The organism is Gammaproteobacteria bacterium (genome assembly GCA_036383255.1).
In the GTDB taxonomy this organism is placed as follows: Bacteria; Pseudomonadota; Gammaproteobacteria; order Natronospirales; family REEB76; genus DASUBN01.
This window is the reverse complement of sequence record DASVOS010000017.1, coordinates 100,542-122,651: the sequence shown is the minus strand read 5'-3', so window position 1 is coordinate 122,651 and position 22,110 is coordinate 100,542. Positions and strand designations below refer to the sequence as shown.

Sequence of the window (22,110 nt, the reverse complement as noted above, 5' to 3'; positions counted from 1 at the left end):
TTATCTCGTTATGAGCCAGCCAAGCAGGACGCAGAGTCCGATGATCATGGCGAAGGCATAGTGGTAGAGGTAGCCGGACTGCCCTCGGCGCAGCACCCCGGCCAGCCTGCCGATGGAGTTGGCGGTACCGTTGATGGCCACGTTGTCGATGAGCGTCACGTCGCCCACCTGCCACAGCAGCTTGCCCAGGGCTCGGGTGCCGGCGGCGAACACGAACGCGAACAGCTCGTCGAAATAGAACTTGTTGGCGAGCAGCGTGTAGAGGGGCCTGAAGCGCGCGGCGATCACGTCCGGCAGGTCCGGGCGGCGGATGTACAGGAACCAGGCGGTGGCGACGCCCGCGAGCGCGAGCCAGAGGGTCGGCGACATCACGCTCTCCAGCACCGCGTGCAGCGGACTGCCGAACTCCTCGCCAAGCTTGGCCAGCACGTCGTTGGCGGGCGCCACGTGGATCGCGTCCGCCAGCCAGCCGCCGTAGAGCAAGGGCTCCACGGTGATCCAGCCGATGATGACCGAGGGCACCGCCAGCAGGATCAGCGGCACCGTCACCACCCAGGGCGACTCGTGGGGCGCGTGGGCCAGCTCGCCCGGCTTGTGGCCGTGCTCGTGGTCCTCGTCATGGCCGTCATGGTGGTGCTTCACCACCTTGAAACGTTCCTTGCCGTGGAATGTCATGAACAGCATGCGGAAGGTGTAGAGCGCGGTGACGAAGGCGCCCAACAGCACGCACCAGTAGGCGTAGGTCGCGCCGGGGCGGGTGGACTCGTGCACCGCCTCGATGATGGTGTCCTTGGAGAAGAATCCGGCGAACCCCGGGAACGCGATGAGCGCGAGCGAGCCGACCACGCTGGTCCAGTAGGTGATGGGCAGGTACTTGCGCAGGCCGCCCATGTAGCGCATGTCCTGCTCGTGATGCATGGCGATGATCACCGAGCCCGCGGCCAGGAACAGGAGCGCCTTGAAGAAGGCGTGGGTCATGAGGTGGAACATGCCGGCGCCGTAGGCGGAGGCGCCGAGCGCGGTCGCCATGTAGCCGAGCTGGGAGAGCGTGGAGTACGCCACCACCCGTTTGATGTCGTTGTTGACGAGACCGATGAGGCCCATGAAGAACGCGGTGGTGGCGCCGATCACCAGCACCACCGAGAGCGCCGCATCGGACAGCTCGAACAGCGGCGACAGGCGCGACACCATGAAGATGCCCGCGGTCACCATGGTGGCGGCGTGGATCAGCGCCGAGATGGGGGTCGGGCCCTCCATCGAGTCCGGCAGCCACACGTGCAGCGGCACCTGGGCGGATTTGCCCATCGCGCCCACGAACAGCAGGATGCACATCACCGCCGGCAGCGGCCACACATGGCCCTGGAACAGCTCGATGCCCTGCCCCGCCAGCTGCGGCGCCTGGGCGAACACGGTGGCGTAGTCCAGGCTGCCGGTGTGGTACAGCACCAGCGCGATGCCCAGCAGGAAGCCGAAGTCGCCGACGCGATTGACCAGGAAGGCCTTGAGGTTCGCGTAGATGGCCGTGGGACGCGTGTACCAGAAGCCGATCAGCAGGTACGAGACCAGGCCCACCGCCTCCCAGCCGAAGAACAGCTGCAGGAAGTTGTTCGCCATCACCAGCATCAGCATGGAGAAGGTGAACAGCGAGATGTAGCTGAAGAAGCGCTTGTAACCCGGGTCCTCCGCCATGTAGCCGATGGTGTAGACGTGCACCATCAGCGAGACGAAGGTCACCACCGTGATCATGAGCGCGGTCAGGTGGTCCACCAGGAAGCCGACCTGGAACGCCACGCCGTCGGACAGGCCCCACTGGTACACCGTGACGTTGGTGTCGGCGATGCTGCCCTGCAGCATGCCCACCAGCACCCAGGCCGACAGCAGGAACGAGAGGCCGACGCCGGCGATGGTGACCCAGTGCGCGGCAGCGCGCGGGATGAAGCGCATGCCTAAGCCGGCCACGGCCGCGGCCAGCAGCGGGGACAGGACGATGGTGAGGAAGACGCTCTGCAGGTCCATGTCAGCCCTTCATGCTGTCGAGGTCTTCGACGTTGATGCTGGCGCGGTGGCGGAACAGCACCACCAGGATGGCGAGGCCGATGGCCGCCTCCGCCGCCGCCACGGTCAGGATGAAGAACACGAACACCTGGCCGGCCGCGTCGTTGAGGTAGCGCGAGAAGGCGATGAAGTTGAAGTTCACCGCCAGCAGCATCAACTCGATGCACATCAGCAGCAGGATCACGTTCTTGCGGTTCAGGAAGATGCCCGCGGCGCTGATCGCGAACAGCGCGCCGGACAGGGCCAGGAAATGGAACAGCGTGATCATGTCACTTCCCCTGCCGCTTGGCGGTCTCGGCCGGCATGCTCACCAGGCGCACGCGGCCGGCGGCGGTGGCCTGCACCTGCTTGGCCGGGTCCTGGCTGCGGGTGCCCTCGCGGCGGCGCAGCGTCAGCGCGATGGCGGCAACGATGCCCACCAGCAGGATCACAGCGGCGATCTCGAAGGGATAGGCGTACACCGTATAGATGAGGTCGCCCAGCTCGCGGGTGTTGCTGTAGCCCGCGGGGTGCTCCACCGGCGCGCCGAAGGAGACGCCCATCTTGCGCGACCACACCACGTAGCCGATCTCGCCGGCCATGATCAGCGCCACTACCGCGCCGATGGGCGCGTAGCGCGCCATGCCCGCGCGCAGCGAGGCGACGTTGATGTCCAGCATCATCACCACGAACAGGAACAGCACCATCACGGCGCCGACGTACACCAGCACCAGCACGATGCCGAGGAACTCCGCCTCCATGAGCAGCCAGAGGCCGGCGCTGCCGACGAAAGCCAGCACCAGGAACAGCACCGCATGCACCGGGTTCCTGGCGGTGATGACGCCGAGCGCCGATCCCACCACCAGGGCGGCCAACACGCTGAAGATGATCTCCTGCACCATTCCTTACGTCCTCAGCGGTAGCGCGCATCGGCCGCGCGGTCGGCGGCGATCTGCGGTTCGAACTTGTCGCCGATGGCCAGGAGCTTCTCCTTGGTCATGATCTGCTCGCCGGCCTTCTCGAAGTGGAAGTCGGTGATGCTGGTCTCGACGATGGCGTCCACCGGGCAGGCCTCCTCGCAGAAGCCGCAGTAGATGCACTTGAACAGGTCGATGTCGTAGCGCGTGGTGCGGCGCGTGCCGTCGGCGCGCATCTCGGAGTCGATGGTGATGGCGAGCGCCGGGCACACCGCCTCGCACAGCTTGCAGGCGATGCAGCGCTCCTCGCCGTTCGCGTAGCGGCGCTGGGCGTGCAGCCCGCGGTAGCGAGGCGACTTGGGCGTGCGCTCCTCGGGATAGCGGATGGTGAACTTGGGCTTGAAGAAGTAGCCCAGGGTCAGCGCCATGCCCTGCAGCAGCTCGGCCAGCAGCAGGCTCTTGATCCAGGTGCGCAGGGAGGTCATCGGGCCTTCCTCAACAGCAGGAAGTGGACCAGCAGGAACGCGGCCACGCCGGCCGCGGTCCAGGCGCCGAGCGCCGTGAGCGGCATGCCGGAGACGATCGCGAAGCCGAGCACCGCCAGCCACAGGATGGTGATGGGTATGAAGATCTTCCAGCCCAGCCGCATGATCTGGTCATAGCGGTAGCGCGGGAAGGTGGCACGGAACCACAGGTACAGGTACAGGAAGAAGCACATCTTCAGGGCGAACCAGATGAAGCTCGGGTTTCCCAGCCAGCCCCAGCTCTCCGGGAACGGCGACAGCCAGCCTCCCAGGAACATGATGCTGGCGAGCGCCGTGATCAGGATCATGTTGGCGTATTCGGCGAGGAAGAACGCCGCGAACGCGGTGCCGGAGTACTCCACGTGGAAGCCGGCCACGATCTCGGACTCGCCTTCCGCCACGTCGAAGGGCGCACGGTTGGTCTCGGCCACGCCGGCGATGAAGTAGATGACCGCGAGCGGCAGCAGCGGCCACAGGAACCAGTGCCCCGCCCCGCCCGCCTGGCCCAGCACGATGTCGTTGAGGTTGAGGCTCTGGCTCACCATCAGCACGCCCACCAGGGCGAAGCCCATGGCGATCTCGTAGGCCACCATCTGCGCGGCCGAGCGCATGGCGCCGAGGAACGCATACTTGGAGTTGGAGGCCCAGCCGGAGAGGATCACGCCATACACGCCGAACGAGGTCAGCGCCAGTATGTAGAGCAGCCCGGCGTTGATGTTCGCCAGGATCACGCCGTCCTGGAACGGGATCACCGCCCAGGCCGCGAACGCGGTGCCGATGGAGATCACCGGCGCCAGGAAGAAGATGAACTTGTTCGCGCGTACCGGCAGCACGATCTCCTTGAAGACCAGCTTGAGCACGTCGGCGAAGGGCTGCAGCAGGCCCCAGGGGCCCACGCGGTTCGGGCCGATGCGGACCTGCATGAAACCGATGACGCGGCGCTCCGCCAGGGTCAGCATCGCCACGGTAATGATGAGCGGCACCATGATGGCGATGATGCCAGCCACCGAACGCAGCGTGAGCTGCCAGCCGAACGGCAGGCTGTTCCAGGTGTCGACGGCTTGCTGCCAGAGTGACATCAGGCCTTCTCCACTTCGATGGCGCCGCTCGAGGGGCCGAGCGCCAGGGTCACGGGCAGGCCCGTGGGCACCCACACCTCGCCCACCGCGATGCTGTCGTCGAACTTCACCGGCAGGACCACGCGCGTGCCGTTGTGCTTGAGGCTCACGGCGTCGCCCGCCTCCACCTTGAGGCGCTTGCCGTCCTCCGGCGAGAACTGGGCGTAGGCCACGTCGGCGTCACGGGTCTGCTGCAGCGGCGCCGCGCGGCGCACCAGGGCATCCACTGCGTACATCGGGATCTCGCCCACCCGCAGGAAGCCCTTCACCGTGACCGGCGCGTTGACGGCGCGGGTGCCGGTGAAGCGGTTGTCCGCGTGGACCTCGCCCACCGCGTCGCGCACCTCGCGCAGCACGTCCTCGGAGGACTCCTGCTCGAAGCCCTTGAGTTCGCAGAGGTTGCCCATCACGCGCAGGATCTTCCAGGCCGGGCGCGCCTCGCCGAGCGGCTGGGTGAGCCCGCTGAAACTCTGCCAGCGGCCTTCCGCGTTCACGTAGGTGCCGGAGGTCTCGCCGTAGGCGCCGGCGGGCAGCAGCACGTCGGCGTACTGCTGCATGTTCTCGCTCACGTATGAGGTGATCGCCACCACGTGCTTGGCGCTCTTGAGCGCCTTCATGGCCTGGGCGCCATCCCAGCATTCCAGCTCCGGCTCGGTGCCGAGCAGGAGATACGCCGAGCGCGGCTCCTCCAGCATCGCCGCCGCGTTGCGGCCGGGCTGGTCGAGAGTGCGTCCGCCGGCGGCGCGCATGGGCACCGCCCCCGCGAGCCAGGCGCCGGCGCTGTTGGCACCCACGCTGATGTAGCCGAGCTTCGCGCCGGTGGCCTCGGCCAGCGCCGCCGCCAGGGCACGGATGTCCGCGTAGGCTGGATGGCTGAGCGCCAGGTGGCCGAGCAGGATGGCCTTGCGCTCGCCCTTGGCGAGCTCCGCCGCCATCTGGGAATGCTCGGCAGCCGGCTTCTGGCCGGCGACGATGTCCTTCACCGCGGCGGGCACCGGCTTGCCGGTGGCCTTCAGCACCGCTGCCAGGCTGTCCACCATGTCCTGGGACGCGCAGCTGAGGTAAGCGCGCACCGGGAACAGCATGGGGTAGCGGCGCGGGTTCAGGAACATCACCGCGGCGCCCTTGAGAGCCGCCTTGCGCAGGCGGTGCGCCAGTAGCGGCACCTCCTTGCGGATGTTGGAGCCGATGACGAGCGCTGCCTCCAGCTTCTCGATGTCCTGCACGCCCTGGCCGAGCCAGGGGAACAGGGGCTCCGACGCATCGTCGCGGAAATCCGCCTGGCGCAGGCGTACGTCGATGTGCGGGATGCCGAGGCCGCGAGCCAGCTTCTGCAGGAGGTACAGCTCCTCGATGGTGGCGCTCGGGGACGCCAGCACGCCGGCGGCATCGCCGCCCTTCACTTTCACGGTCTCGCGCAGGCCGTTGACCGCCGCTTCCAGCGCGGTCTCCCAATCCGTCTCCTGCCACTTGCCGGATTTCTTCACCATGGGCTTGGTCAGGCGATCCTCGCTGTGCACGCCCGCGTAGCTGAAGCGGTCGCGGTCCGAAGCCCACGTCTCGTTGATCTCATCGTTCGGCCGCGGTACCGCGCGCATGTACAGGCCGCGCAGGATGTGGGCGTTGAGGTTGGAGCCGACGCAGTCGTGCGGCGCCACCGTGGGCAGCTGCGTCATCTCCCAGCCGCGGCCGCGGTTGCGGAAGGGCTTGGAGTTGAGCGCGCCCACCGGGCACAGGTCGATGATGTTGCCGGACAGCTCATGGTCCACGGCCTTGCCGATGTAGGTGCCGATGCGCAGGTTCTCGCCGCGGCCGGTGCCGCCCAGCTCCTGGATGCCGGCGATCTCCTGCCCGAAGCGCACGCAGCGGGTGCAGTGAATGCAGCGGGTCATGTCGGTGGACACCAGCGGGCCGATGTCCTCGTCCTTCACCACGCGCTTCTTCTCGCTGTAGCGCGAGATGTCCCGGCCATAGCCCATGGCCAGGTCCTGCAGCTCGCACTCGCCGCCCTGGTCGCAGATCGGGCAGTCCAGCGGGTGGTTGATGAGCAGGAATTCCATGGTGGCGCGCTGCGCGGCGATGGCCTTCACCGAGCGGGTGAACACCTTCATGCCCTCCATCACCGGCGTGGCGCAGGCCGGCAGGGGCTTCGGCAACTTCTCGGCCTCGACGAGGCACATGCGGCAGTTCGCCGCCACCGTGAGCTTCTCGTGGTAGCAGAAGCGCGGGATGTAGACGCCCTCGCGGTCCGCGGTCTGGATGATCATCTCACCCTTGCGCGCCTTGACCGGCTTGCCATCCAGCTCGATGTTGACCAGTTCGTCTGCCATTGTTCGCTCTATATATGTCGTCAGGCCGCGCGGCGGCGGGCGCCCGGGCCCACCATGCAGCAGCCATGGTCGATGTGGTACTGGAATTCCTGCCGGTAATGCTTGATGAAGCTCTGCACCGGCCAGGCGGCGGCGTCGCCGAAGGCGCAGATGGTGTGCCCCTCGATCTTCTTCGACACGTCCACCAGCATGTCCAGGTCTTCCTGCCGGCCCTGCCCGTCCTCGATGCGCTTGATGACGCGGTACATCCAGCCGGTGCCCTCGCGGCACGGCGTGCACTGGCCGCAGGACTCCGAGTAGTAGAAACGCGCGATGCGCTCCAGCATCTTCACCATGCAGGTGGTCTCGTCCATCACCACCACCGCGCCGGAGCCGAGCATGGAGCCCGCGTTGCGCAGCGAGTCGAAGTCCATGGTGCAGTTGAGCATGGCCTCGGCCGGCAGCACCGGCGCGGAGGAGCCGCCGGGGATCACGGCCTTGAGCTTGTGTCCCTTCCACACGCCACCGGCCAGCGCCAGGAGTTCCTGGAACGGGATGCCGAGCGGCACCTCGAAGTTGCCGGGCTTGGCCACGTGGCCGGACACGGAGAAGATCTTGGTGCCGCCGTTGTTGGGCTTGCCGAGGTCGGCGAACCACTTGCCGCCGTTCAGGATGATGCTCGGCGCGGAGGCGAAGGTCTCGGTGTTGTTCACGGTGGTCGGACGGCCGAAGGCACCGTAGTTCGCCGGGAACGGCGGCTTGAAGCGCGGCTGGCCCTTCTTGCCTTCCAGCGACTCCAGGAGCGCCGTCTCCTCGCCGCAGATATAGGCACCGGCGCCGAGATGGTTATACAGGTCGAAATCGATGCCCGAGCTCAGGATGTCCTTGCCCAGCAGGCCCTCGGCATAGGCCTCGCGCAGCGCCTGCTCGACGCGCTCGAAGGGCTCGTCCATGAACTCGCCGCGGATGTAGTTGTATCCCGTCTTGCAGCGCATGGCATAGCCGGCGATGGCCATGCCCTCGATCAGCGCATGCGGGTTGAAGCGCAGGATGTCCCGGTCCTTGCAGGTGCCGGGCTCCGACTCGTCGGAGTTGCACACCACGTAGGACGGGCCCGTGGGGTTCTTCGGCATGAAGCTCCACTTGGTGCCCGTCGGGAAGCCCGCGCCGCCGCGGCCGCGCAGGCCGGAAGCCTTCATCTCCTCCACGATCTGCTCGGGGGAGATCTTCTCCTTCAATATCTTGCGCCAGGCCTTGTAGCCGTCCACCTTGAGGTAGTTGGCGTAGGTCCAGGGCTGGTCGAACTGCAGGGTGCGGTAGCAGACCTGGTTGAGCTGCGTCATTTCAGTTCCTCCAGGAGCTTATCGACCTTCTCCGGAGTGAGATTCTCGTGATACTTGTGGTCCACCATCATCATGGGGGCGCCGGCGCAGGCGGCGAGGCATTCCTCCTCGCACTTGAGGTAGACACGGCCGTCCTTGGTGCTCTCGCCGGTCTTAATACCGAGCTTCTTCTCCAGGTGCTCGACGATGCCGTCGGCACCGCGCAGCATGCAGGAGATGTTGGTGCACACCGAGATGCTGTGGCGGCCCACCGGCTTGGTCTCGAACATCGAGTAGAAGCTCGCCACCTCGTAGACCTTGATGGGTTCGAGCTTGAGGTAGGCGGCCACCGCGTCCATCAGCGGCACGGTCAGGTAGCCGTTGTTCTCGTGCTGGGCCTCGCGCAGCGCCGCGAACACGGCCGAGCGCTGCCGCCCCTCCGGGTACTTCTTAATCCACTCGTCGATGACCTGGCAGGCGTGCTTCGAGAGCAGGCCGTCCTTCGCTGCAGTGTCGCTCATCAGCGGTCCACCTCTCCGAACACGATGTCCTGGGTGCCGATGATAGCCACCAGGTCCGCCAGCATGTGGCCGCGCACCATCTCGTCCAAGGCCGAGAGGTGCGCGAAGCCCGCGGCGCGGATCTTCACGCGAAACGGCTTGTTGGCGCCGTCCGAGATCATGTACACGCCGAACTCGCCCTTGGGATGCTCCACCGCCGCATACACCTCGCCGGCCGGCACGCAATAGCCTTCCGTGAAGTACTTGAAGTGGTGGATCAGGGATTCCATGTCGGACTTCGCCTCCTCGCGGGTCGGCGGCGTCACCTTGTGGTCCTCCAGCATCACCGGGCCGGGGTTCTTGCGCAGCCACTCCACGCACTGGCGCACGATGCGCGCCGACTGGCGCATCTCGGCGATGCGCACCAGGTAGCGGTCGTAGCAGTCGCCGTTGACGCCCACCGGGATGTCGAAGTCCACCTGGTCGTACATGGCGTAGGGCTGCTTCTTGCGCAGGTCCCACTCCACGCCCGAGCCGCGCAGCATGGGGCCGGTGAAGCCGAGCTGCAGCGCGCGTTCCGGCGAGACCACGCCGATGCCGACGGTGCGCTGCTTCCAGATGCGGTTGTCGGTGAGCAGGGTCTCGTACTCGTCCACGCACTTGGGAAAGCGCGCGGCGAAGTCGTCGATGAAGTCCAGCAGCGAGCCTTCGCGCGCGCCGTTGAGGCGCTTCAGGTCGCCCTTGCTGCGGAAGCGGGACTGGTCGAACTGCGGCATGTGCGCCGGCAGGTCGCGGTACACGCCGCCCGGACGGTAATAGGTCGCGTGCATGCGCGCGCCCGACACCGCCTCGTACATATCCATCACGTCCTCGCGCTCGCGGAAGCAGTAGAGGAACACCGTCATGGCGCCGATGTCGAGGCCGTGCGCGCCCAGCCACAGCAGGTGGTTGGTGATGCGGGTCAGCTCGTCGAACATGGTGCGGATCATCAGCGCGCGCGGCGGCGGCGCGATGCCGAGCAGCCGCTCGATCGCCATCACGTAGGCATGCTCGTTGCACATCATGGACACGTAGTCGAGCCGGTCCATGTAGCCGATGCTCTGGTTGTACGGCTTGTTCTCGGCCAGCTTCTCGGTGGCGCGATGCAAGAGGCCGATGTGCGGGTCGGCCTTGGTGATGATCTCGCCGTCCATCTCCAGCACCAGGCGCAGCACGCCGTGCGCAGCCGGGTGCTGCGGGCCGAAGTTCATCGTCAGGTTCTGGATCTCAGGCATTCTTGGAGACCTCCTTGAAGGCCTCGTCGTAGCGCGGGTCGTGGCGGATGACGCGCGGCACCAGGGTGCGCGGCTCGATGCTCACCGGCTGGTAGACCACGCGCTTCTTCTCAGGGTCGTACTTCACCTCCACGTTGCCGGAGAGCGGGAAGTCCTTGCGGAATGGGTGGCCGACGAAGCCGTAGTCGGTGAGGATGCGGCGCAGGTCCGGGTTGCCGTCGAATAGGATGCCGTAGAGGTCGAAGGCCTCGCGCTCGAACCAGGCGGCGGAGGCCCAGATGCCGATGACCGAGGGCACCATGGGCGGCTCGCTGCCGGTGCAGTACACGCGCAGCCGCAGCCGCTCGTTGCGGCTCACGGACAGGAGGTGGTAGACCGCCGCGTAGCGCCGCTCGGGACGCGAGACGGCCTCCGGCAGGCCGCGCCGCACGCCGCGGCTGAAGCCGGTGCGGGTGGAGGACTCGGTGCGCCACTCGTCCAGGCCGTGGCCCAGGTAATCGACGCCGCACACGTCCATGAGCTGCTCGAAGCGGAAGGCCTTCTCGTCGCGCAGCGCACGGCAGGTCTCCAGCAGCTTGTCCGCACCGACCTCGTAGGTGAGCTCATCGGTGATGGAAGGCACGCGCACCAGTGCGTCCTTGAAGCGCGCTTCCACCTGCTCGGCCAGCTTGTCGACGGCTGCGGTCATGCTCTTCCCTATCGCGCGATGGTGTTGGTGCGGCGGATCTTCTTCTGCAGCTGGATGATCCCGTAGAGGAGCTGCTCAGCGCTAGGCGGGCAGCCCGGCACGTAGACGTCCACCGGCACGATGCGGTCGCAGCCGCGCACCACCGCGTAAGAATAGTGGTAGTAGCCGCCGCCGTTGGCGCAGGAACCCATGGAGATGACCCAGCGCGGCTCGGCCATCTGGTCGTAGACCTTGCGCAGGGCCGGCGCCATCTTGTTGACCAGCGTACCGGCCACGATCATCACGTCAGACTGGCGCGGGCTGGGGCGGAAGATCACGCCGAAGCGGTCGAGGTCGTAGCGCGCCGCGCCGGCGTGCATCATCTCCACCGCGCAGCAGGCCAGGCCGAAGGTCATGGGCCAGAGCGAGCCGGTACGCGCCCAGTTGACGAGGGTATCCACCTGGGCGGTGACGAACCCCTTCTGCTGCACGCCTTCTACTCCCACTCCAGCGCTCCCTTCTTCCATTCGTAGATGAAGCCCACCACCAGGATGGCGAGGAACAGCATCATGGCGAGGAAGCCGAACAGGCCGATGCCGTGCAACGACACGGCCCAGGGGAACAGGAAGGCGATCTCGAGATCGAAGATGATGAACAGGATGGCGACGAGGTAGTAGCGCACGTCGAACTGCTTGCGCGTGTCCTCGAAGGGATCGAAGCCGCACTCGTAGGGCGACTCCTTCTCGGCGTTGGGCTTGCGGTTGCCGAGCAGGCTGCTGGCCACGAACCCGGCACCGAGCAGCACGCAGCCGAAGAGCAGGCCGCCGACGAGGAAGATCAGGATCGGGACGTAGTTCGCGAGCATGCTCTCCATCCTGGGGTGAAAGCCGCTGCGGGCCCCTTGGGGCGGGCCGCGCCGCATCGATGAAAACTAAAGGGATCCTGGTGCCGACGAGAGGACTCGAACCTCCACGGATTTCTCCACTACCACCTCAAAGTAGCGTGTCTACCAATTCCACCACGTCGGCGAATCCAAAAACCCGCGCAGGCAGTCGGCCGGCCTGCGCAAAGCCGGGCAATTTTAACGTATCGGGGACCCTAAAAGCGATGCCGGGAAGTCGTGTTCAGTGCGTTCCGGCGGCGGGAGCCGGGCTCGGCGTCGCCGGAGCGGCGGTGCCGGGCGCGGGCGACTGCGTCTGCTGTGCCTGCTCCACGATGCTCTGCGGCGCGGTGCTGGTGTGTCGCGCCATATACGCCATGCCGAGCGCCAGCACGAAGAACACGAACGCGAGGCCCCAAGTGAGCCGGCTCAGGAAGCCGCCGGAACCGGCGGCGCCGAATACCGTGCCGGAAGAGCCGCTGCCGAAGGCGGCGCCGGCATCGGCGCCCTTGCCCTGCTGCAGCAGGATCAACAGGATCAGGAACACGGCCACGAAGACCAGGGCGATGGTGAGCAGGTTGTACAGCATGGGATGACTCGATCAGGTTGTTCGGTTCAGGCCGCGGCGGCGCAGATGGCGAGGAATTCCCTGGCATCCAGCGAGGCGCCGCCCACCAGTCCGCCGTCGATGTCCGGCATGCCGAACAGTTCCGCGGCGTTGGCGGCCTTGACGCTGCCGCCATAGAGGAGGCGCGTCGCGGCGGCTATCTTAGCATCCTCGGCCGCGAGCAGGCCGCGGATCAGGGCATGCACCTCCTGCGCCTGGTCGGACTTGGCGGTGCGGCCGGTGCCGATGGCCCAGACCGGCTCATAGGCCACCACGGCCCGGGCGAAGGCAGCGATGCCGGCGGCGTCCAGCACGGCCTTGAGCTGGCGGCTCACTACCGCCGGGGTGGTGCCGGCCTCGCGCTCGGCCAGGGTCTCGCCCACGCAGAGGATGGGGGTGAGGCCGGCCTTCTGGGCAGCCATGAACTTGCGGGCCGTGAGCTCATCGTTCTCGCCGAACAGCGCGCGCCGCTCGGAGTGACCGACGATGGCGTAGCCGCAGTCGAAGTCCTTGAGCATGACACCCGAGACTTCGCCGGTGAAGGCGCCGTTGTCCTCGGCGCAGAGGTCCTGCGCGCCGAGCGCGACACCGCTGCCCTTGAGCACGCGGGCCACGTCGGCGAGGTACACGAACGGGGGGCAGAGCAGCACCTCGGCAGAGGCGCGGTCGGGACCCTGCAGGATGGCGTCGGCGAGCTTCACCGCGCTGTCGCGGCTGCCGTTCATCTTCCAGTTGCCGGCGACCAGGGGCTGGCGCATGTGCTTGATCCTTAGGGGGTCCGCCGGCCTCCCCGGCCGGTCACGCGGCGCGCACTTTACTGGCGGGGGCCCAAGAAATCAAATGACCGGCCCTCCTATATAGAAGGAGGCGGTCCCTAGACGCCGGCGGCGCTGCGCACCGCGGCGGCGATGTCCTCGGCCAGGGCGGTCACGGTCCCGGACTCCTCCCCCTCCACCATGACCCGCACCACGGGCTCGGTGCCCGAAGCGCGCAACAGCACCCGGCCCCGGCCATCCAGCTTCTTCTCCACCGATGAGACCGCGGCCTGGATGCCCGGGACCTTGAGGTCCACCCGCGCCGGGGTCTTCACGTTCACCAGCACTTGCGGGTACTTCTGCACCGGCGCGCGAGCGTCCGCCAGGGTCTTGCCGGAGACGTGCAGTGCCTGCAGCACTTGCAGCGCCGCCACGATGCCGTCGCCGGTGGTGGCGCGGTCCAGGCACACGATGTGGCCGGAGTTCTCCCCGCCCAGCACGCCGCCCCGCTCTTCCATCATGGCCAGCACATAGCGGTCGCCCACCGCGGCGCGGCAGAAGGACACGCCCTCGCGCTGGAGCGCCTGCTCCAGGCCGAGGTTGCTCATGAGCGTGCCCACCACGGGGCCCTTCAGCGTGCCCTCGGCCTTGCGGGCCATGGCGATGATGTAGAGCAGTTCGTCGCCGTCCACGATCCCGCCCTTGTGGTCCACCATCATCACCCGGTCGCCGTCGCCGTCGAAGGCGATGCCGAAGTCCGCGTTCAGCTCCCGCACCTTGGCCCGCAGCGTCTCGGGATAGGTGGAGCCGCAGTCCTGGTTGATGTTGAGCCCATCCGGGTTCACGCCGATGCAGGTGAGCCTGGCGCCCAGGTCCTCGAACACGCCGGGCGCGGCCTTGTAGGTGGCGCCGTGGGCGCAGTCCAGCACGACCTTCAGCCCGGCGAGCTTGAGGCCGTAGGGCACGGTGGACTTGCAGAACTCCACGTAGCGGGACGGCGCGTCGGCGATGCGCTTGGCGTTGCCGAGCTCCACCGATTCCACCGTCTCGAAGGGCCTGTCAAGCTCGGCCTCGATCTGCATCTCCACTTCGTCCGGCAGCTTGCGTCCGTCGGCGGAGAAGAACTTGATGCCATTGTCGTAATACGGGTTGTGGGAGGCGCTGATGACGATGCCGGCGTGGGCCCCGAGGCTACGGGTGAGGTAAGCGATGGCCGGCGTCGGCAGCGGGCCCAAGAGGCGCGTGTGCACGCCGGCGGCGGAGAGCCCCGCCTCCAGCGCCGACTCGAACATGTAGCCGGAGATGCGCGTGTCCTTGCCGACGAGCACCGTGCTCTCTCCGCCCGGCGCGCGCTTGGCCAGCACCTTGCCGGCGGCCCTGCCGAGGCGCAGCACGAACTCCGCGTTCATGTGCGCGCTGCCCACGCGGCCGCGCACGCCGTCGGTACCGAAGTATCTGCGGTTCATGTCACGATTCTAACATCTAGCGCCGCGCAGCATGCGCGACTTTGAGAGCTTCCACCGTCGGTGCGACATCGTGGCAGCGCACGATGTGTGCGCCGTTCTGCACGGCGATCACCGCCGCCGAGACGCTGCCGTGCAGCCGGTCGTCGGTGGCCTTGCCGCCCGTGAGCGCGCCGATCATGGACTTGCGCGACAGGCCCACCAGCACCGGGTAGCCCAGGGCCGCGATGTCAGGAAGGCGCTTGAGCAGCGTGAGATTATGTTCAAGGTTCTTGCCGAAGCCGAATCCCGGGTCCAGCACGATGCGCTCGGGCGGAACGCCCGCCGCCTCCAGCGTCCCGGCCCGCTCCTTCAGGAACGCCTTCACCTCGGCGGTGACATCCTTGTACTGCGGGTCTTTCTGCATGGTGCGCGGCTCGCCCTGCATGTGCATGAGGCACGCCGCCGCGCCGGAGCCGGCCACGATCTCCACCGCGCCGGCACGGCGCAGCGCGCACACGTCGTTGACCATCGCCGCGCCTTCGCCGATGGCGGAGCGCATCACCTCCGGCTTGGACGTGTCCACCGAGACGAGCACCCCGAGTCGGCTCCACAGCTTCTCGATGAGCGGGATCACCCGGTCCAGTTCTTCGGCGAGCGTCACCTCTTCCGCGCCGGGGCGGGTGGACTCCCCACCCACGTCGATGAGGTCGGCGCCCTCCTTCACCATGCGCTCGGCCTGCTCCAGCGCCGCGTCGAAATCCACGTAGCGGCCGCCGTCGGAGAAGGAATCAGGCGTGCGGTTCAGCACGCCCATGATGCGCGGCTGGGAGAGGTCGAGTTCGGCGTTGCCCAGCTTGAGCTTCAAGCAGGTCTCCAGGCTGAAAAAAGGCCGGTATCCCCAAGGATACCGGCCCGTGTCATGTGAAGCGAAGCGTATCTGTCAGTGCTGGCTGGCCGGCGTCAGGCCGCCCTCGTCGGGGCCCGGCTCCGGCGGCGCGATGACCTTGCCCTTGACGGGCGCGGTGGCCGTGCCGCCGCCATGGTCTGCGTCGCTCCAGCCGTCCGGCGGGCGCGGCTCGCGTCCGGCCATGATGTCGTCGATCTGCTCGGCGTCGATGGTCTCGTACTTCATGAGCGCCTGCGCCATGGTGTGCAGCTTCGCGGTGTTCTCCTGCAGCAGGCCGCGGGTGCGCTGGTAGTTGCGCTCGATGATGTCGCGCACCTCCACGTCGATCGCCCGCTGGGTATCGCCGGAGATGTTCTTGTGGCGCGTGACGGAATGGCCGAGGAACACCTCGCCATCCTCCTCGTCGTAGGACAGCGGCCCGAGCTTGTCGGACAGGCCCCACTTGGTGACCATGTTGCGCGCGATGGCGGTGGCGCGCTCAATGTCGTTGGAGGCGCCGGTTGTCACGGACTCGGCGCCGAAGATCAGCTCCTCGGCCACGCGTCCGCCGAACAGGCTGGACAGCTGGCTCTCCAGGCGGCGCTTGCTGTAGCTGTATCTGTCGTCCTCCGGCAGGAACATGGTCACGCCCAGGGCGCGGCCGCGCGGGATGATGCTCACCTTGTATACGGGATCGTGGTCCGGTACCAGCCGGCCGACGATGGCATGCCCGGACTCATGGTAGGCGGTGAGCTTCTTCTCGTCTTCGCCCATCACCATGGAGCGCCGCTCGGCGCCCATCATGAGCTTGTCCTTGGCCTTCTCGAACTCATCCATGCTCACGGTGCGGCGGTTGGCGCGCGCGGCGAACAGCGCCGCCTCGTTCACCAGGTTGGCGAGGTCCGCGCCGGAGAAGCCGGGAGTGCCGCGCGCGATGATGGCGGGCTTCACGTCGTCGCCCACCGGCACCTTGCGCATGTGCACCTTGAGGATTTGCTCGCGGCCGCGCACGTCCGGCAGCGGCACCACCACCTGGCGGTCGAAGCGGCCCGGGCGCAGCAGCGCCGGGTCGAGCACGTCCGGGCGGTTGGTGGCGGCGATGACGATCACGCCCTCGCTGCCCTCGAAGCCATCCATCTCCACCAGCAGCTGGTTGAGGGTCTGCTCGCGCTCGTCGTGGCCGCCGCCGAGGCCGGCGCCGCGGTGGCGCCCGACCGCGTCGATCTCGTCGATGAAGATGATGCAGGGCGCGTGCTTCTTGGCCTGCTCGAACATGTCGCGCACGCGCGAGGCGCCGACGCCGACGAACATCTCGACGAAGTCGGAGCCCGAGATGCTGAAGAACGGCACCTTGGCCTCGCCGGCGATGGCCTTGGCGAGCAGGGTCTTGCCGGTGCCGGGTGAGCCCACCATCAGCACGCCGCGCGGGATGCGCCCGCCCAGCTTCTGGAACTTGCCGGGGTCGCGCAGGAACTCCACGAGCTCCGCGACCTCCTCCTTGGCCTCCTCGACGCCGGCCACGTCGTTGAAGGTGATCTTGACCTGGTCCTCGCCCAGCATGCGCGCGCGGCTCTTGCCGAAGGACATGGCGCCGCGTCCGCCGCCGCCCTGCATCTGCCGCATCATGTAGAACCAGAAGATGATGAGCCCGATGATGGGACCGAACGAGAGCAGCGCCGGCAGGAACCAGGACTGCTCGGGCGGCTTGGCCTCGATCTGCACGCCGTTGTCGTCCTTGCGCAGCTCCTCGATGAGCGGCGCGAAGTCGCTCACCGGGCTGTAGGTGCTGAAGTTGCCGCCGTTGTTGTAGGCGCCGGTGATGACTTCACCGTCGAAGCTCACGCTCTTGATGTTGCCCTGCTGCACCGAGGTCAGGAAATCGGAATAGGTCACTGCCTTGGTCTTGGCGGAGCTCGGGCCGAAGCTGTTCAGCACGGCGAGCACCACCAAGGCGATCACGACCCAGATCAGCAGATTGCGCGCGAAATCGTTCAAAGCGGTTACCTCTTTGGGTGCTGCCGGGCCCCCTAAGGCCTGACACCACATGAGACACAGTCTAGCGCCGGTAGTTTCTCGCCAGCAAATACACCTCCGGGCTACGGGCCCGGGAGGCGCTGGGCTTGCGCGCGGCCACCTCGGCGAAATCGGCCCTCAGGGCCTTCATGTACTCCTGGAAACCCTGCCCCTGGAACACCTTCACCAGGAAGCTGCCTCCCGGCTTCAGGGCCTCGCGGGCGAACTCCAGGGCCAGCTCCGCCAAGTGCATGGCGCGGGCCTGGTCCACGTCGCCCACACCACTCATGTTGGGGGCGATATCCGAGAGCACAAGGTCAACTTGGCCGCCCTGGAGGCGGTCCCGGAGGGCCTGTAACACTTCGTCCTGGGTGAAATCCCCCTGGATGAAGTCCACCCCCTCGAGCCCGGGCATGGGGAGGATGTCCAGCGCCACCACCCGGCCCTTGCCGGCGAGGGTCTTGGCGGCGAACTGGCTCCAGCCGCCGGGCGCCGCGCCCAGGTCCACGACCGTCATGCCCGGCTTCAACAGTCGGTCGCGCTTCTGGATCTCCTCCAGCTTGAACACCGCGCGGGAACGCGCACCGGTCTGGTGCGCCTTCTTCACGTAGGTGTCCTTGAAGTGCTCCTGCAGCCAGCGGGAGCTGCTCTTGCTCCGCTTAGGCATAGGTCACCGCTGTTACAATGCGCGCCATGGAACTCAGCGAGAAGCAGAAGAAATACCTGCGCGGCCTGGCCCACAAGCTGGAGCCCAAGGCGCGCAGCGGCAACCCGGGCCTCACCCAGAACCTCATCAAGGAAGTGGAAGCGCAGCTGCTCTTCCACGAGCTCATCAAGGTGAAGGTGGCGGCCGAAGACCGCGAGGAGCGCGACCGCCTCATCGAGCGCCTGTGCGCGGCTACCAAGGCTACCTTGGTGCAGAGGGTCGGAAACATGGCGCTGCTGTATAAAAAGAACACGAAGAAACCCAAGATAGAACTGCCTAAGTAACCGCCGCTGTCCCGGTACAGGGATGTACCGGCGCGACGCGGAGAAAACCGGAAGCTGCGCTTTCGGTTTTCGATGAGCAGCCGGTCAGGATGACCGGTTTGCGATAGATCAAGAGCGCAGCGTCGGCCGCTACTCGTACTTCACCTCGACGATCTCGAACTGCTTCTCGCCGGCCGGCGTGCGGATGGTGACCACGTCGCCCTCCTCCTTGCCGATCAGTCCGCGCGCGATCGGCGAGCCGATGGAGATGCGCCCCGCCTTGATGTCGGCCTCGTCCTCGCCCACGATCTGGTAGGTCACCTCGTTGCCGCTGTCCTCGTCGGCGAGCTGCACCGTCGCGCCGAAGATCACCTTGCCGTTCGCGTTGATCTGGCTGACGTCGATGATCTCGGCGTTGCCGAGCTTGCCCTCGATGTCCTGGATGCGGCCCTCGATGAAGCCCTGCTGCTCGCGCGCCGCGTGGTACTCGGCGTTCTCCTTGAGGTCGCCGTGGGCGCGCGCCTCGGCGATGGCCTGGATGACCTTCGGCCGGTCCACGCCCTTCAGCCGCTTCAGTTCCTCGCGCAGGCGCTCCGCGCCGCGCACGGTCAAGGGAACCTTGCTCATGTCACCCACTCCCTGTGCAGGTCCTGCAGCTTGTTCACGCCCGCCTCGTCCAGATGATCCAGGGCGACCACCGTGGCCTGGGCGGCCTTGATGGTCGTGTAGTAAGTCACCTTGTGCCCCACCGCCTCGCGGCGGATGGAGAAGGACTCCAGGATCGCCTGCTTGCCCTCGGTGGTGTTGACGATGAGCGAGAGCTCGTCGTTCTTGATCATGTCCACCACGTGCGGCCGCCCCTCGCGCACCTTGTTCACGCCCTCGCAGGCCACGCCCGCCGCGCGGATCGCCGCCGCGGTGCCGTGGGTCGCCACCAGGGTGAAACCGCGGCTCTTGAGGTCGCGCGCCAGGTTCACCGCCGCCGGCTTGTCCTGCTCGCGCACCGAGATCAGCGCCTTGCCGCCCCTGGGGATGATGATACCCGCAGCGAACTGGGCTTTGGCATAGGCCTCGCCGAAGGTGAGCCCCGCCCCCATGACCTCGCCGGTGGATTTCATCTCGGGGCCCAGGATGGGGTCGGCGCCGCGGAACTTGATGAACGGGAACACCGGCGCCTTGACCGCGAAGTAGCGCGGCACCGGGATGGCCTGGATGCCCTGGGCCTTGAGGCTCTTGCCGGCCATGCAGCGGGCCGCCACCTTGGCGAGCGGCACACCGACGGCCTTGGAGACGAAGGGCGCGGTGCGGGAGGCGCGCGGGTTCACCTCCAGGATGTAGACCTTGTCCTGCTGGATGGCGAACTGGATGTTCATGAGGCCGACGACCTTGAGGGCCTTCGCCAGCTCCACCACCTGCTTGCGGATCTCCGCCTGCAGCGCCTCGCTCAGGCTGTTGGGGGGCAGCGAGCAACTGGAGTCGCCCGAGTGCACGCCGGCCTGCTCCACGTGCTCCATGATGCCGGCGATGAGCACCTGCTCCCCGTCCGAGAGGGCGTCCACGTCGACCTCGGTGGCAGCTTCGAGGAACCTGTCCATCAGCACCGGCGAATCGTTGGAGACCTTCACCGCGTTGCGGATGTAGCCGCGCAGGTCGTCCTCGTTGAACACCACCTCCATGGCGCGGCCGCCCAGCACGTAGCTGGGGCGCACCATCAGCGGGAAGCCCACGTCCTTGGAGAGCCTGACGGCCTCCTCCTCGTTGCGGGCGGTGCGGGCCGGCGGCTGGCGCAGCTTGAGCTCGTCCACGAGCTTCGAGAACCGCTCCCGGTCTTCGGCGAGGTCGATGGAATCCGGCGTGGTGCCGATGATGGGTGCCCCGGCGGCCTCGAGGGCGCGGGCGAGTTTCAACGGCGTCTGGCCGCCGAATTGCACGATCACGCCCTTAGGTCTTTCGAGGTCGATGATCTCCATCACGTCCTCGAAGGTGAGCGGCTCGAAATACAGGCGGTCGGAGGTGTCGTAGTCGGTCGAGACCGTCTCCGGGTTGCAGTTGACCATGATGGTCTCGAAGCCGTCCTGCTTCAGGGCCAGCGCCGCGTGCACGCAGCAGTAGTCGAACTCGATGCCTTGGCCGATGCGGTTTGGCCCGCCGCCCAGCACCATGATCTTCTGGCGCTGTGAGGGCTCCGCCTCGCACTCCTCGTCGTAGGTGGAGTACATGTAGGCGGTGGCGGAGGCGAACTCGGCGGCGCAGGAGTCCACGCGCTTGTAGACCGGGCGGATGCCGTGCTTGAGACGCAGCGCACGCACCTCGGATTCCCTGGAACCCGTGAGCCTGGCGATGCGGCTGTCGGCGAAACCCTTGCGCTTGAGCGCGCGCAGGCGCGCGGCATCCAGGGCCTTGAGGCCGCCCGACTTGATCGCCTGCTCTTCCTTCAGCAGGTCCTCGATCTGGGCCAGGAACCAGGGATCGATGTGCGAGAGCGCGTGGATGCCCTCTAGCGTGAGTCCCGCGCGGAACGCGTCCGCCACGTACCAGAGCCGGTCGGGCCCCGCGGCGCGCAGCTCGTGGCGCAGCATGTCCATGGCGCCCGGCGCCTTGAAGTCGGCGATCTTCTCGTTGAAGCCGTCGGCACCGGTCTCGAGGCCGCGCAGCGCCTTGTGCAGCGACTCCTGGAAGGTGCGCCCCATGGCCATCACCTCGCCCACCGACTTCATCTGGGTGGAGAGGCGCGGCTCCGCCTGGGGGAACTTCTCGAAGGTGAAGCGCGGCACCTTGGTGACCACGTAATCGATGCTGGGCTCGAAGGAGGCCGGCGTGGCGCCGCCGGTGATCTCGTTCTTGAGTTCGTCTAGCGTGTAGCCGATCGCCAGTTTCGCCGCCACCTTGGCGATCGGGAAACCGGTAGCCTTGGAGGCGAGCGCGGATGAGCGCGACACGCGCGGGTTCATCTCGATCACCACCATGCGCCCGTCCTTCGGGTTGATCCCGAACTGGACGTTGGAACCGCCCGTCTCCACGCCGATCTTGCGCAGCACCGCGAGGGACGCGTCGCGCAGGATCTGGTATTCCTTGTCGGTGAGGGTCTGGGCCGGCGCCACGGTGATGGAGTCGCCGGTGTGGACGCCCATCGGGTCCAGGTTCTCGATGGTGCAGACGATGATGCAGTTGTCGTTCTTGTCCCGCACCACCTCGGTCTCGAACTCCTTCCAGCCCAGCACCGATTCCTCGATGAGTAGCTCGTTGGTGGGCGAGAGGTCGAGGCCGAGCTCGCAGATCTCCACGAACTCGTCGCGGTTGTAGGCGATGCCGCCGCCGGAGCCGCCGAGCGTGAACGAGGGACGGATGATGGTGGGGAAGCCGATCTCCGCCTGCACGGCGAGCGCCTCCTCCATGTTGTGGGCGAGGCCGGCACGCGGCGTCTCCAGCCCGATCTCGCGCATGGCGCGGCGGAACTGGTCGCGGTCCTCGGCCATGTCGATGGCCTCGCGGGAGGCGCCGATCATCTCCACCTTGTGCTTCGCCAGCACCCCTTCCCTCACCAGGTCCAGGGCGCAGTTGAGCGCGGTCTGCCCGCCCATGGTGGGAAGCAGCGCGTCCGGGCGCTCCTTCTCGATGATGCGGGCCAGGGTGGTCCAGTGGATCGGCTCTATATATATGGCGTCGGCCATCTCCGGGTCGGTCATGATGGTCGCGGGGTTGGAGTTCACCAGGATGACCCGGTAGCCCTCCTGGCGCAGGGCCTTGCAGGCCTGGGCGCCGGAATAATCGAATTCGCAGGCCTGGCCGATGACGATGGGCCCCGCGCCGATGATGAGCACGCTCTTGATGTCTGTGCGCTTCGGCATGTCTGCTCTCGACTCCTGGTTCAGGCGCGTGACGGCCGGGGC

Annotated in this window: 21 protein-coding genes and 1 tRNA gene; 1 reads left to right on the top strand and 21 read right to left on the bottom strand. The window is 67.1% G+C overall.

The genetic code is table 11. The features are described from left to right. The 19 genes from nuoL to rlmE form a co-directional block, all read right to left on the bottom strand. The gene (gene nuoL, locus VF651_11110; protein ID HEX7966250.1) at nucleotides 1–2,010 is read right to left on the bottom strand and encodes an NADH-quinone oxidoreductase subunit L; all 2,010 of its coding nucleotides are present in this window, start codon (nucleotides 2,008–2,010) and stop codon (nucleotides 1–3) included. 7 nt (nucleotides 2,011–2,017) lie between these two features. Continuing rightward, nucleotides 2,018–2,323: an NADH-quinone oxidoreductase subunit NuoK gene (gene nuoK / locus VF651_11105; GenBank protein ID HEX7966249.1), complete on the bottom strand. Its 306-nt coding sequence runs from the start codon at nucleotides 2,321–2,323 to the stop codon at nucleotides 2,018–2,020. 1 nt (nucleotide 2,324) lies between these two features. After that, nucleotides 2,325–2,936, bottom strand: a complete 612-nt coding sequence (locus tag VF651_11100) for an NADH-quinone oxidoreductase subunit J (protein HEX7966248.1) — start codon at nucleotides 2,934–2,936, stop codon at nucleotides 2,325–2,327. Between the two features lie 11 nt (nucleotides 2,937–2,947). Beyond that, nucleotides 2,948–3,436: an NADH-quinone oxidoreductase subunit NuoI gene (nuoI, locus tag VF651_11095; protein ID HEX7966247.1), complete on the bottom strand. Its 489-nt coding sequence runs from the start codon at nucleotides 3,434–3,436 to the stop codon at nucleotides 2,948–2,950. Further along, entirely contained in the window at nucleotides 3,433–4,554 is a 1,122-nt protein-coding gene (gene nuoH, locus VF651_11090) for an NADH-quinone oxidoreductase subunit NuoH (GenBank protein HEX7966246.1), read from the bottom strand. Before nuoH ends, nuoI begins: the two co-directional genes overlap by 4 nt. Then, nucleotides 4,554–6,923, bottom strand: coding sequence for an NADH-quinone oxidoreductase subunit NuoG (nuoG, locus tag VF651_11085; protein HEX7966245.1), 2,370 nt, complete (start codon nucleotides 6,921–6,923; stop codon nucleotides 4,554–4,556). The genes nuoH and nuoG overlap by 1 nt, the downstream gene beginning before the upstream one ends. Nucleotides 6,924–6,943: 20 nt before the next feature. Beyond that, a complete protein-coding gene (gene nuoF, locus VF651_11080) occupies nucleotides 6,944–8,245 on the bottom strand; it encodes an NADH-quinone oxidoreductase subunit NuoF (protein HEX7966244.1) in 1,302 nt (433 codons plus the stop codon). Further along, the gene (locus tag VF651_11075) at nucleotides 8,242–8,745 is read right to left on the bottom strand and encodes an NAD(P)H-dependent oxidoreductase subunit E (GenBank protein HEX7966243.1); all 504 of its coding nucleotides are present in this window, start codon (nucleotides 8,743–8,745) and stop codon (nucleotides 8,242–8,244) included. The genes nuoF and VF651_11075 overlap by 4 nt, the downstream gene beginning before the upstream one ends. Beyond that, nucleotides 8,745–9,998 (bottom strand): NADH-quinone oxidoreductase subunit D, encoded by a 1,254-nt coding sequence (locus tag VF651_11070; GenBank protein HEX7966242.1) that lies wholly within the window; start codon nucleotides 9,996–9,998, stop codon nucleotides 8,745–8,747. The genes VF651_11075 and VF651_11070 overlap by 1 nt, the downstream gene beginning before the upstream one ends. Then, complete coding sequence (locus VF651_11065) at nucleotides 9,991–10,686, bottom strand: NADH-quinone oxidoreductase subunit C (GenBank protein ID HEX7966241.1); 696 nt, start codon at nucleotides 10,684–10,686, stop codon at nucleotides 9,991–9,993. Before VF651_11065 ends, VF651_11070 begins: the two co-directional genes overlap by 8 nt. Before the next feature lie 8 nt (nucleotides 10,687–10,694). After that, entirely contained in the window at nucleotides 10,695–11,171 is a 477-nt protein-coding gene (locus VF651_11060) for an NADH-quinone oxidoreductase subunit B family protein (GenBank protein HEX7966240.1), read from the bottom strand. After that, nucleotides 11,162–11,530, bottom strand: a complete 369-nt coding sequence (locus VF651_11055) for an NADH-quinone oxidoreductase subunit A (protein HEX7966239.1) — start codon at nucleotides 11,528–11,530, stop codon at nucleotides 11,162–11,164. Before VF651_11055 ends, VF651_11060 begins: the two co-directional genes overlap by 10 nt. Before the next feature lie 78 nt (nucleotides 11,531–11,608). Continuing rightward, a tRNA-Leu gene (locus VF651_11050) sits at nucleotides 11,609–11,693 on the bottom strand. Nucleotides 11,694–11,789: 96 nt separating this feature from the next. Continuing rightward, nucleotides 11,790–12,134: a preprotein translocase subunit SecG gene (gene secG / locus VF651_11045; protein HEX7966238.1), complete on the bottom strand. Its 345-nt coding sequence runs from the start codon at nucleotides 12,132–12,134 to the stop codon at nucleotides 11,790–11,792. Between the two features lie 26 nt (nucleotides 12,135–12,160). After that, on the bottom strand, nucleotides 12,161–12,910 hold the full coding sequence (gene tpiA / locus VF651_11040) for a triose-phosphate isomerase (GenBank protein ID HEX7966237.1): 750 nt from the start codon (nucleotides 12,908–12,910) through the stop codon (nucleotides 12,161–12,163). Between the two features lie 116 nt (nucleotides 12,911–13,026). Further along, nucleotides 13,027–14,373 (bottom strand): phosphoglucosamine mutase, encoded by a 1,347-nt coding sequence (glmM, locus tag VF651_11035; protein HEX7966236.1) that lies wholly within the window; start codon nucleotides 14,371–14,373, stop codon nucleotides 13,027–13,029. Between the two features lie 16 nt (nucleotides 14,374–14,389). After that, nucleotides 14,390–15,217, bottom strand: coding sequence for a dihydropteroate synthase (gene folP, locus VF651_11030; protein ID HEX7966235.1), 828 nt, complete (start codon nucleotides 15,215–15,217; stop codon nucleotides 14,390–14,392). Nucleotides 15,218–15,292: 75 nt separating this feature from the next. Further along, entirely contained in the window at nucleotides 15,293–17,233 is a 1,941-nt protein-coding gene (ftsH, locus tag VF651_11025; protein HEX7966234.1) for an ATP-dependent zinc metalloprotease FtsH, read from the bottom strand. A gap of 61 nt (nucleotides 17,234–17,294) precedes the next feature. Further along, nucleotides 17,295–17,918: a 23S rRNA (uridine(2552)-2'-O)-methyltransferase RlmE gene (gene rlmE, locus VF651_11020; protein ID HEX7966233.1), complete on the bottom strand. Its 624-nt coding sequence runs from the start codon at nucleotides 17,916–17,918 to the stop codon at nucleotides 17,295–17,297. A gap of 26 nt (nucleotides 17,919–17,944) precedes the next feature. Here rlmE and yhbY point away from each other — a divergent pair, with 26 nt between their 5' ends. Next, nucleotides 17,945–18,241 (top strand): ribosome assembly RNA-binding protein YhbY, encoded by a 297-nt coding sequence (gene yhbY / locus VF651_11015; GenBank protein HEX7966232.1) that lies wholly within the window; start codon nucleotides 17,945–17,947, stop codon nucleotides 18,239–18,241. A 129-nt stretch (nucleotides 18,242–18,370) separates the two neighbouring features. On the opposite strand, the gene greA is transcribed toward yhbY, so the two are convergent. Both greA and carB read right to left on the bottom strand, forming a co-directional pair. Next, nucleotides 18,371–18,847, bottom strand: coding sequence for a transcription elongation factor GreA (gene greA, locus VF651_11010; GenBank protein ID HEX7966231.1), 477 nt, complete (start codon nucleotides 18,845–18,847; stop codon nucleotides 18,371–18,373). After that, nucleotides 18,844–22,068 carry a carbamoyl-phosphate synthase large subunit gene (gene carB, locus VF651_11005; protein HEX7966230.1) on the bottom strand — a complete coding sequence of 1,075 codons (3,225 nt, stop codon included), beginning with the start codon at nucleotides 22,066–22,068 and terminating at the stop codon, nucleotides 18,844–18,846. Before carB ends, greA begins: the two co-directional genes overlap by 4 nt. Nucleotides 22,069–22,110 lie beyond the last annotated feature (42 nt).

Excerpts from the sequence above, each read along its gene's own strand:
- nuoK (HEX7966249.1), bottom strand. The coding sequence starts at position 2,323 with ATGATCACGCTGTTCCATTTCCTGGCCCTGTCCGGCGCGCTGTTCGCG.
- VF651_11100 (HEX7966248.1), bottom strand. The coding sequence starts at position 2,936 with ATGGTGCAGGAGATCATCTTCAGCGTGTTGGCCGCCCTGGTGGTGGGA.
- nuoI (HEX7966247.1), bottom strand. The coding sequence starts at position 3,436 with ATGACCTCCCTGCGCACCTGGATCAAGAGCCTGCTGCTGGCCGAGCTG.
- nuoH (HEX7966246.1), bottom strand. The coding sequence starts at position 4,554 with ATGTCACTCTGGCAGCAAGCCGTCGACACCTGGAACAGCCTGCCGTTC.
- nuoG (HEX7966245.1), bottom strand. The coding sequence starts at position 6,923 with ATGGCAGACGAACTGGTCAACATCGAGCTGGATGGCAAGCCGGTCAAG.
- nuoF (HEX7966244.1), bottom strand. The coding sequence starts at position 8,245 with ATGACGCAGCTCAACCAGGTCTGCTACCGCACCCTGCAGTTCGACCAG.
- VF651_11075 (HEX7966243.1), bottom strand. The coding sequence starts at position 8,745 with ATGAGCGACACTGCAGCGAAGGACGGCCTGCTCTCGAAGCACGCCTGC.
- VF651_11070 (HEX7966242.1), bottom strand. The coding sequence starts at position 9,998 with ATGCCTGAGATCCAGAACCTGACGATGAACTTCGGCCCGCAGCACCCG.
- VF651_11065 (HEX7966241.1), bottom strand. The coding sequence starts at position 10,686 with ATGACCGCAGCCGTCGACAAGCTGGCCGAGCAGGTGGAAGCGCGCTTC.
- VF651_11055 (HEX7966239.1), bottom strand. The coding sequence starts at position 11,530 with ATGCTCGCGAACTACGTCCCGATCCTGATCTTCCTCGTCGGCGGCCTG.
- secG (HEX7966238.1), bottom strand. The coding sequence starts at position 12,134 with ATGCTGTACAACCTGCTCACCATCGCCCTGGTCTTCGTGGCCGTGTTC.
- tpiA (HEX7966237.1), bottom strand. The coding sequence starts at position 12,910 with ATGCGCCAGCCCCTGGTCGCCGGCAACTGGAAGATGAACGGCAGCCGC.
- glmM (HEX7966236.1), bottom strand. The coding sequence starts at position 14,373 with ATGAACCGCAGATACTTCGGTACCGACGGCGTGCGCGGCCGCGTGGGC.
- rlmE (HEX7966233.1), bottom strand. The coding sequence starts at position 17,918 with ATGCCTAAGCGGAGCAAGAGCAGCTCCCGCTGGCTGCAGGAGCACTTC.
- yhbY (HEX7966232.1), top strand. The coding sequence starts at position 17,945 with ATGGAACTCAGCGAGAAGCAGAAGAAATACCTGCGCGGCCTGGCCCAC.
- greA (HEX7966231.1), bottom strand. The coding sequence starts at position 18,847 with ATGAGCAAGGTTCCCTTGACCGTGCGCGGCGCGGAGCGCCTGCGCGAG.
- carB (HEX7966230.1), bottom strand. The coding sequence starts at position 22,068 with ATGCCGAAGCGCACAGACATCAAGAGCGTGCTCATCATCGGCGCGGGG.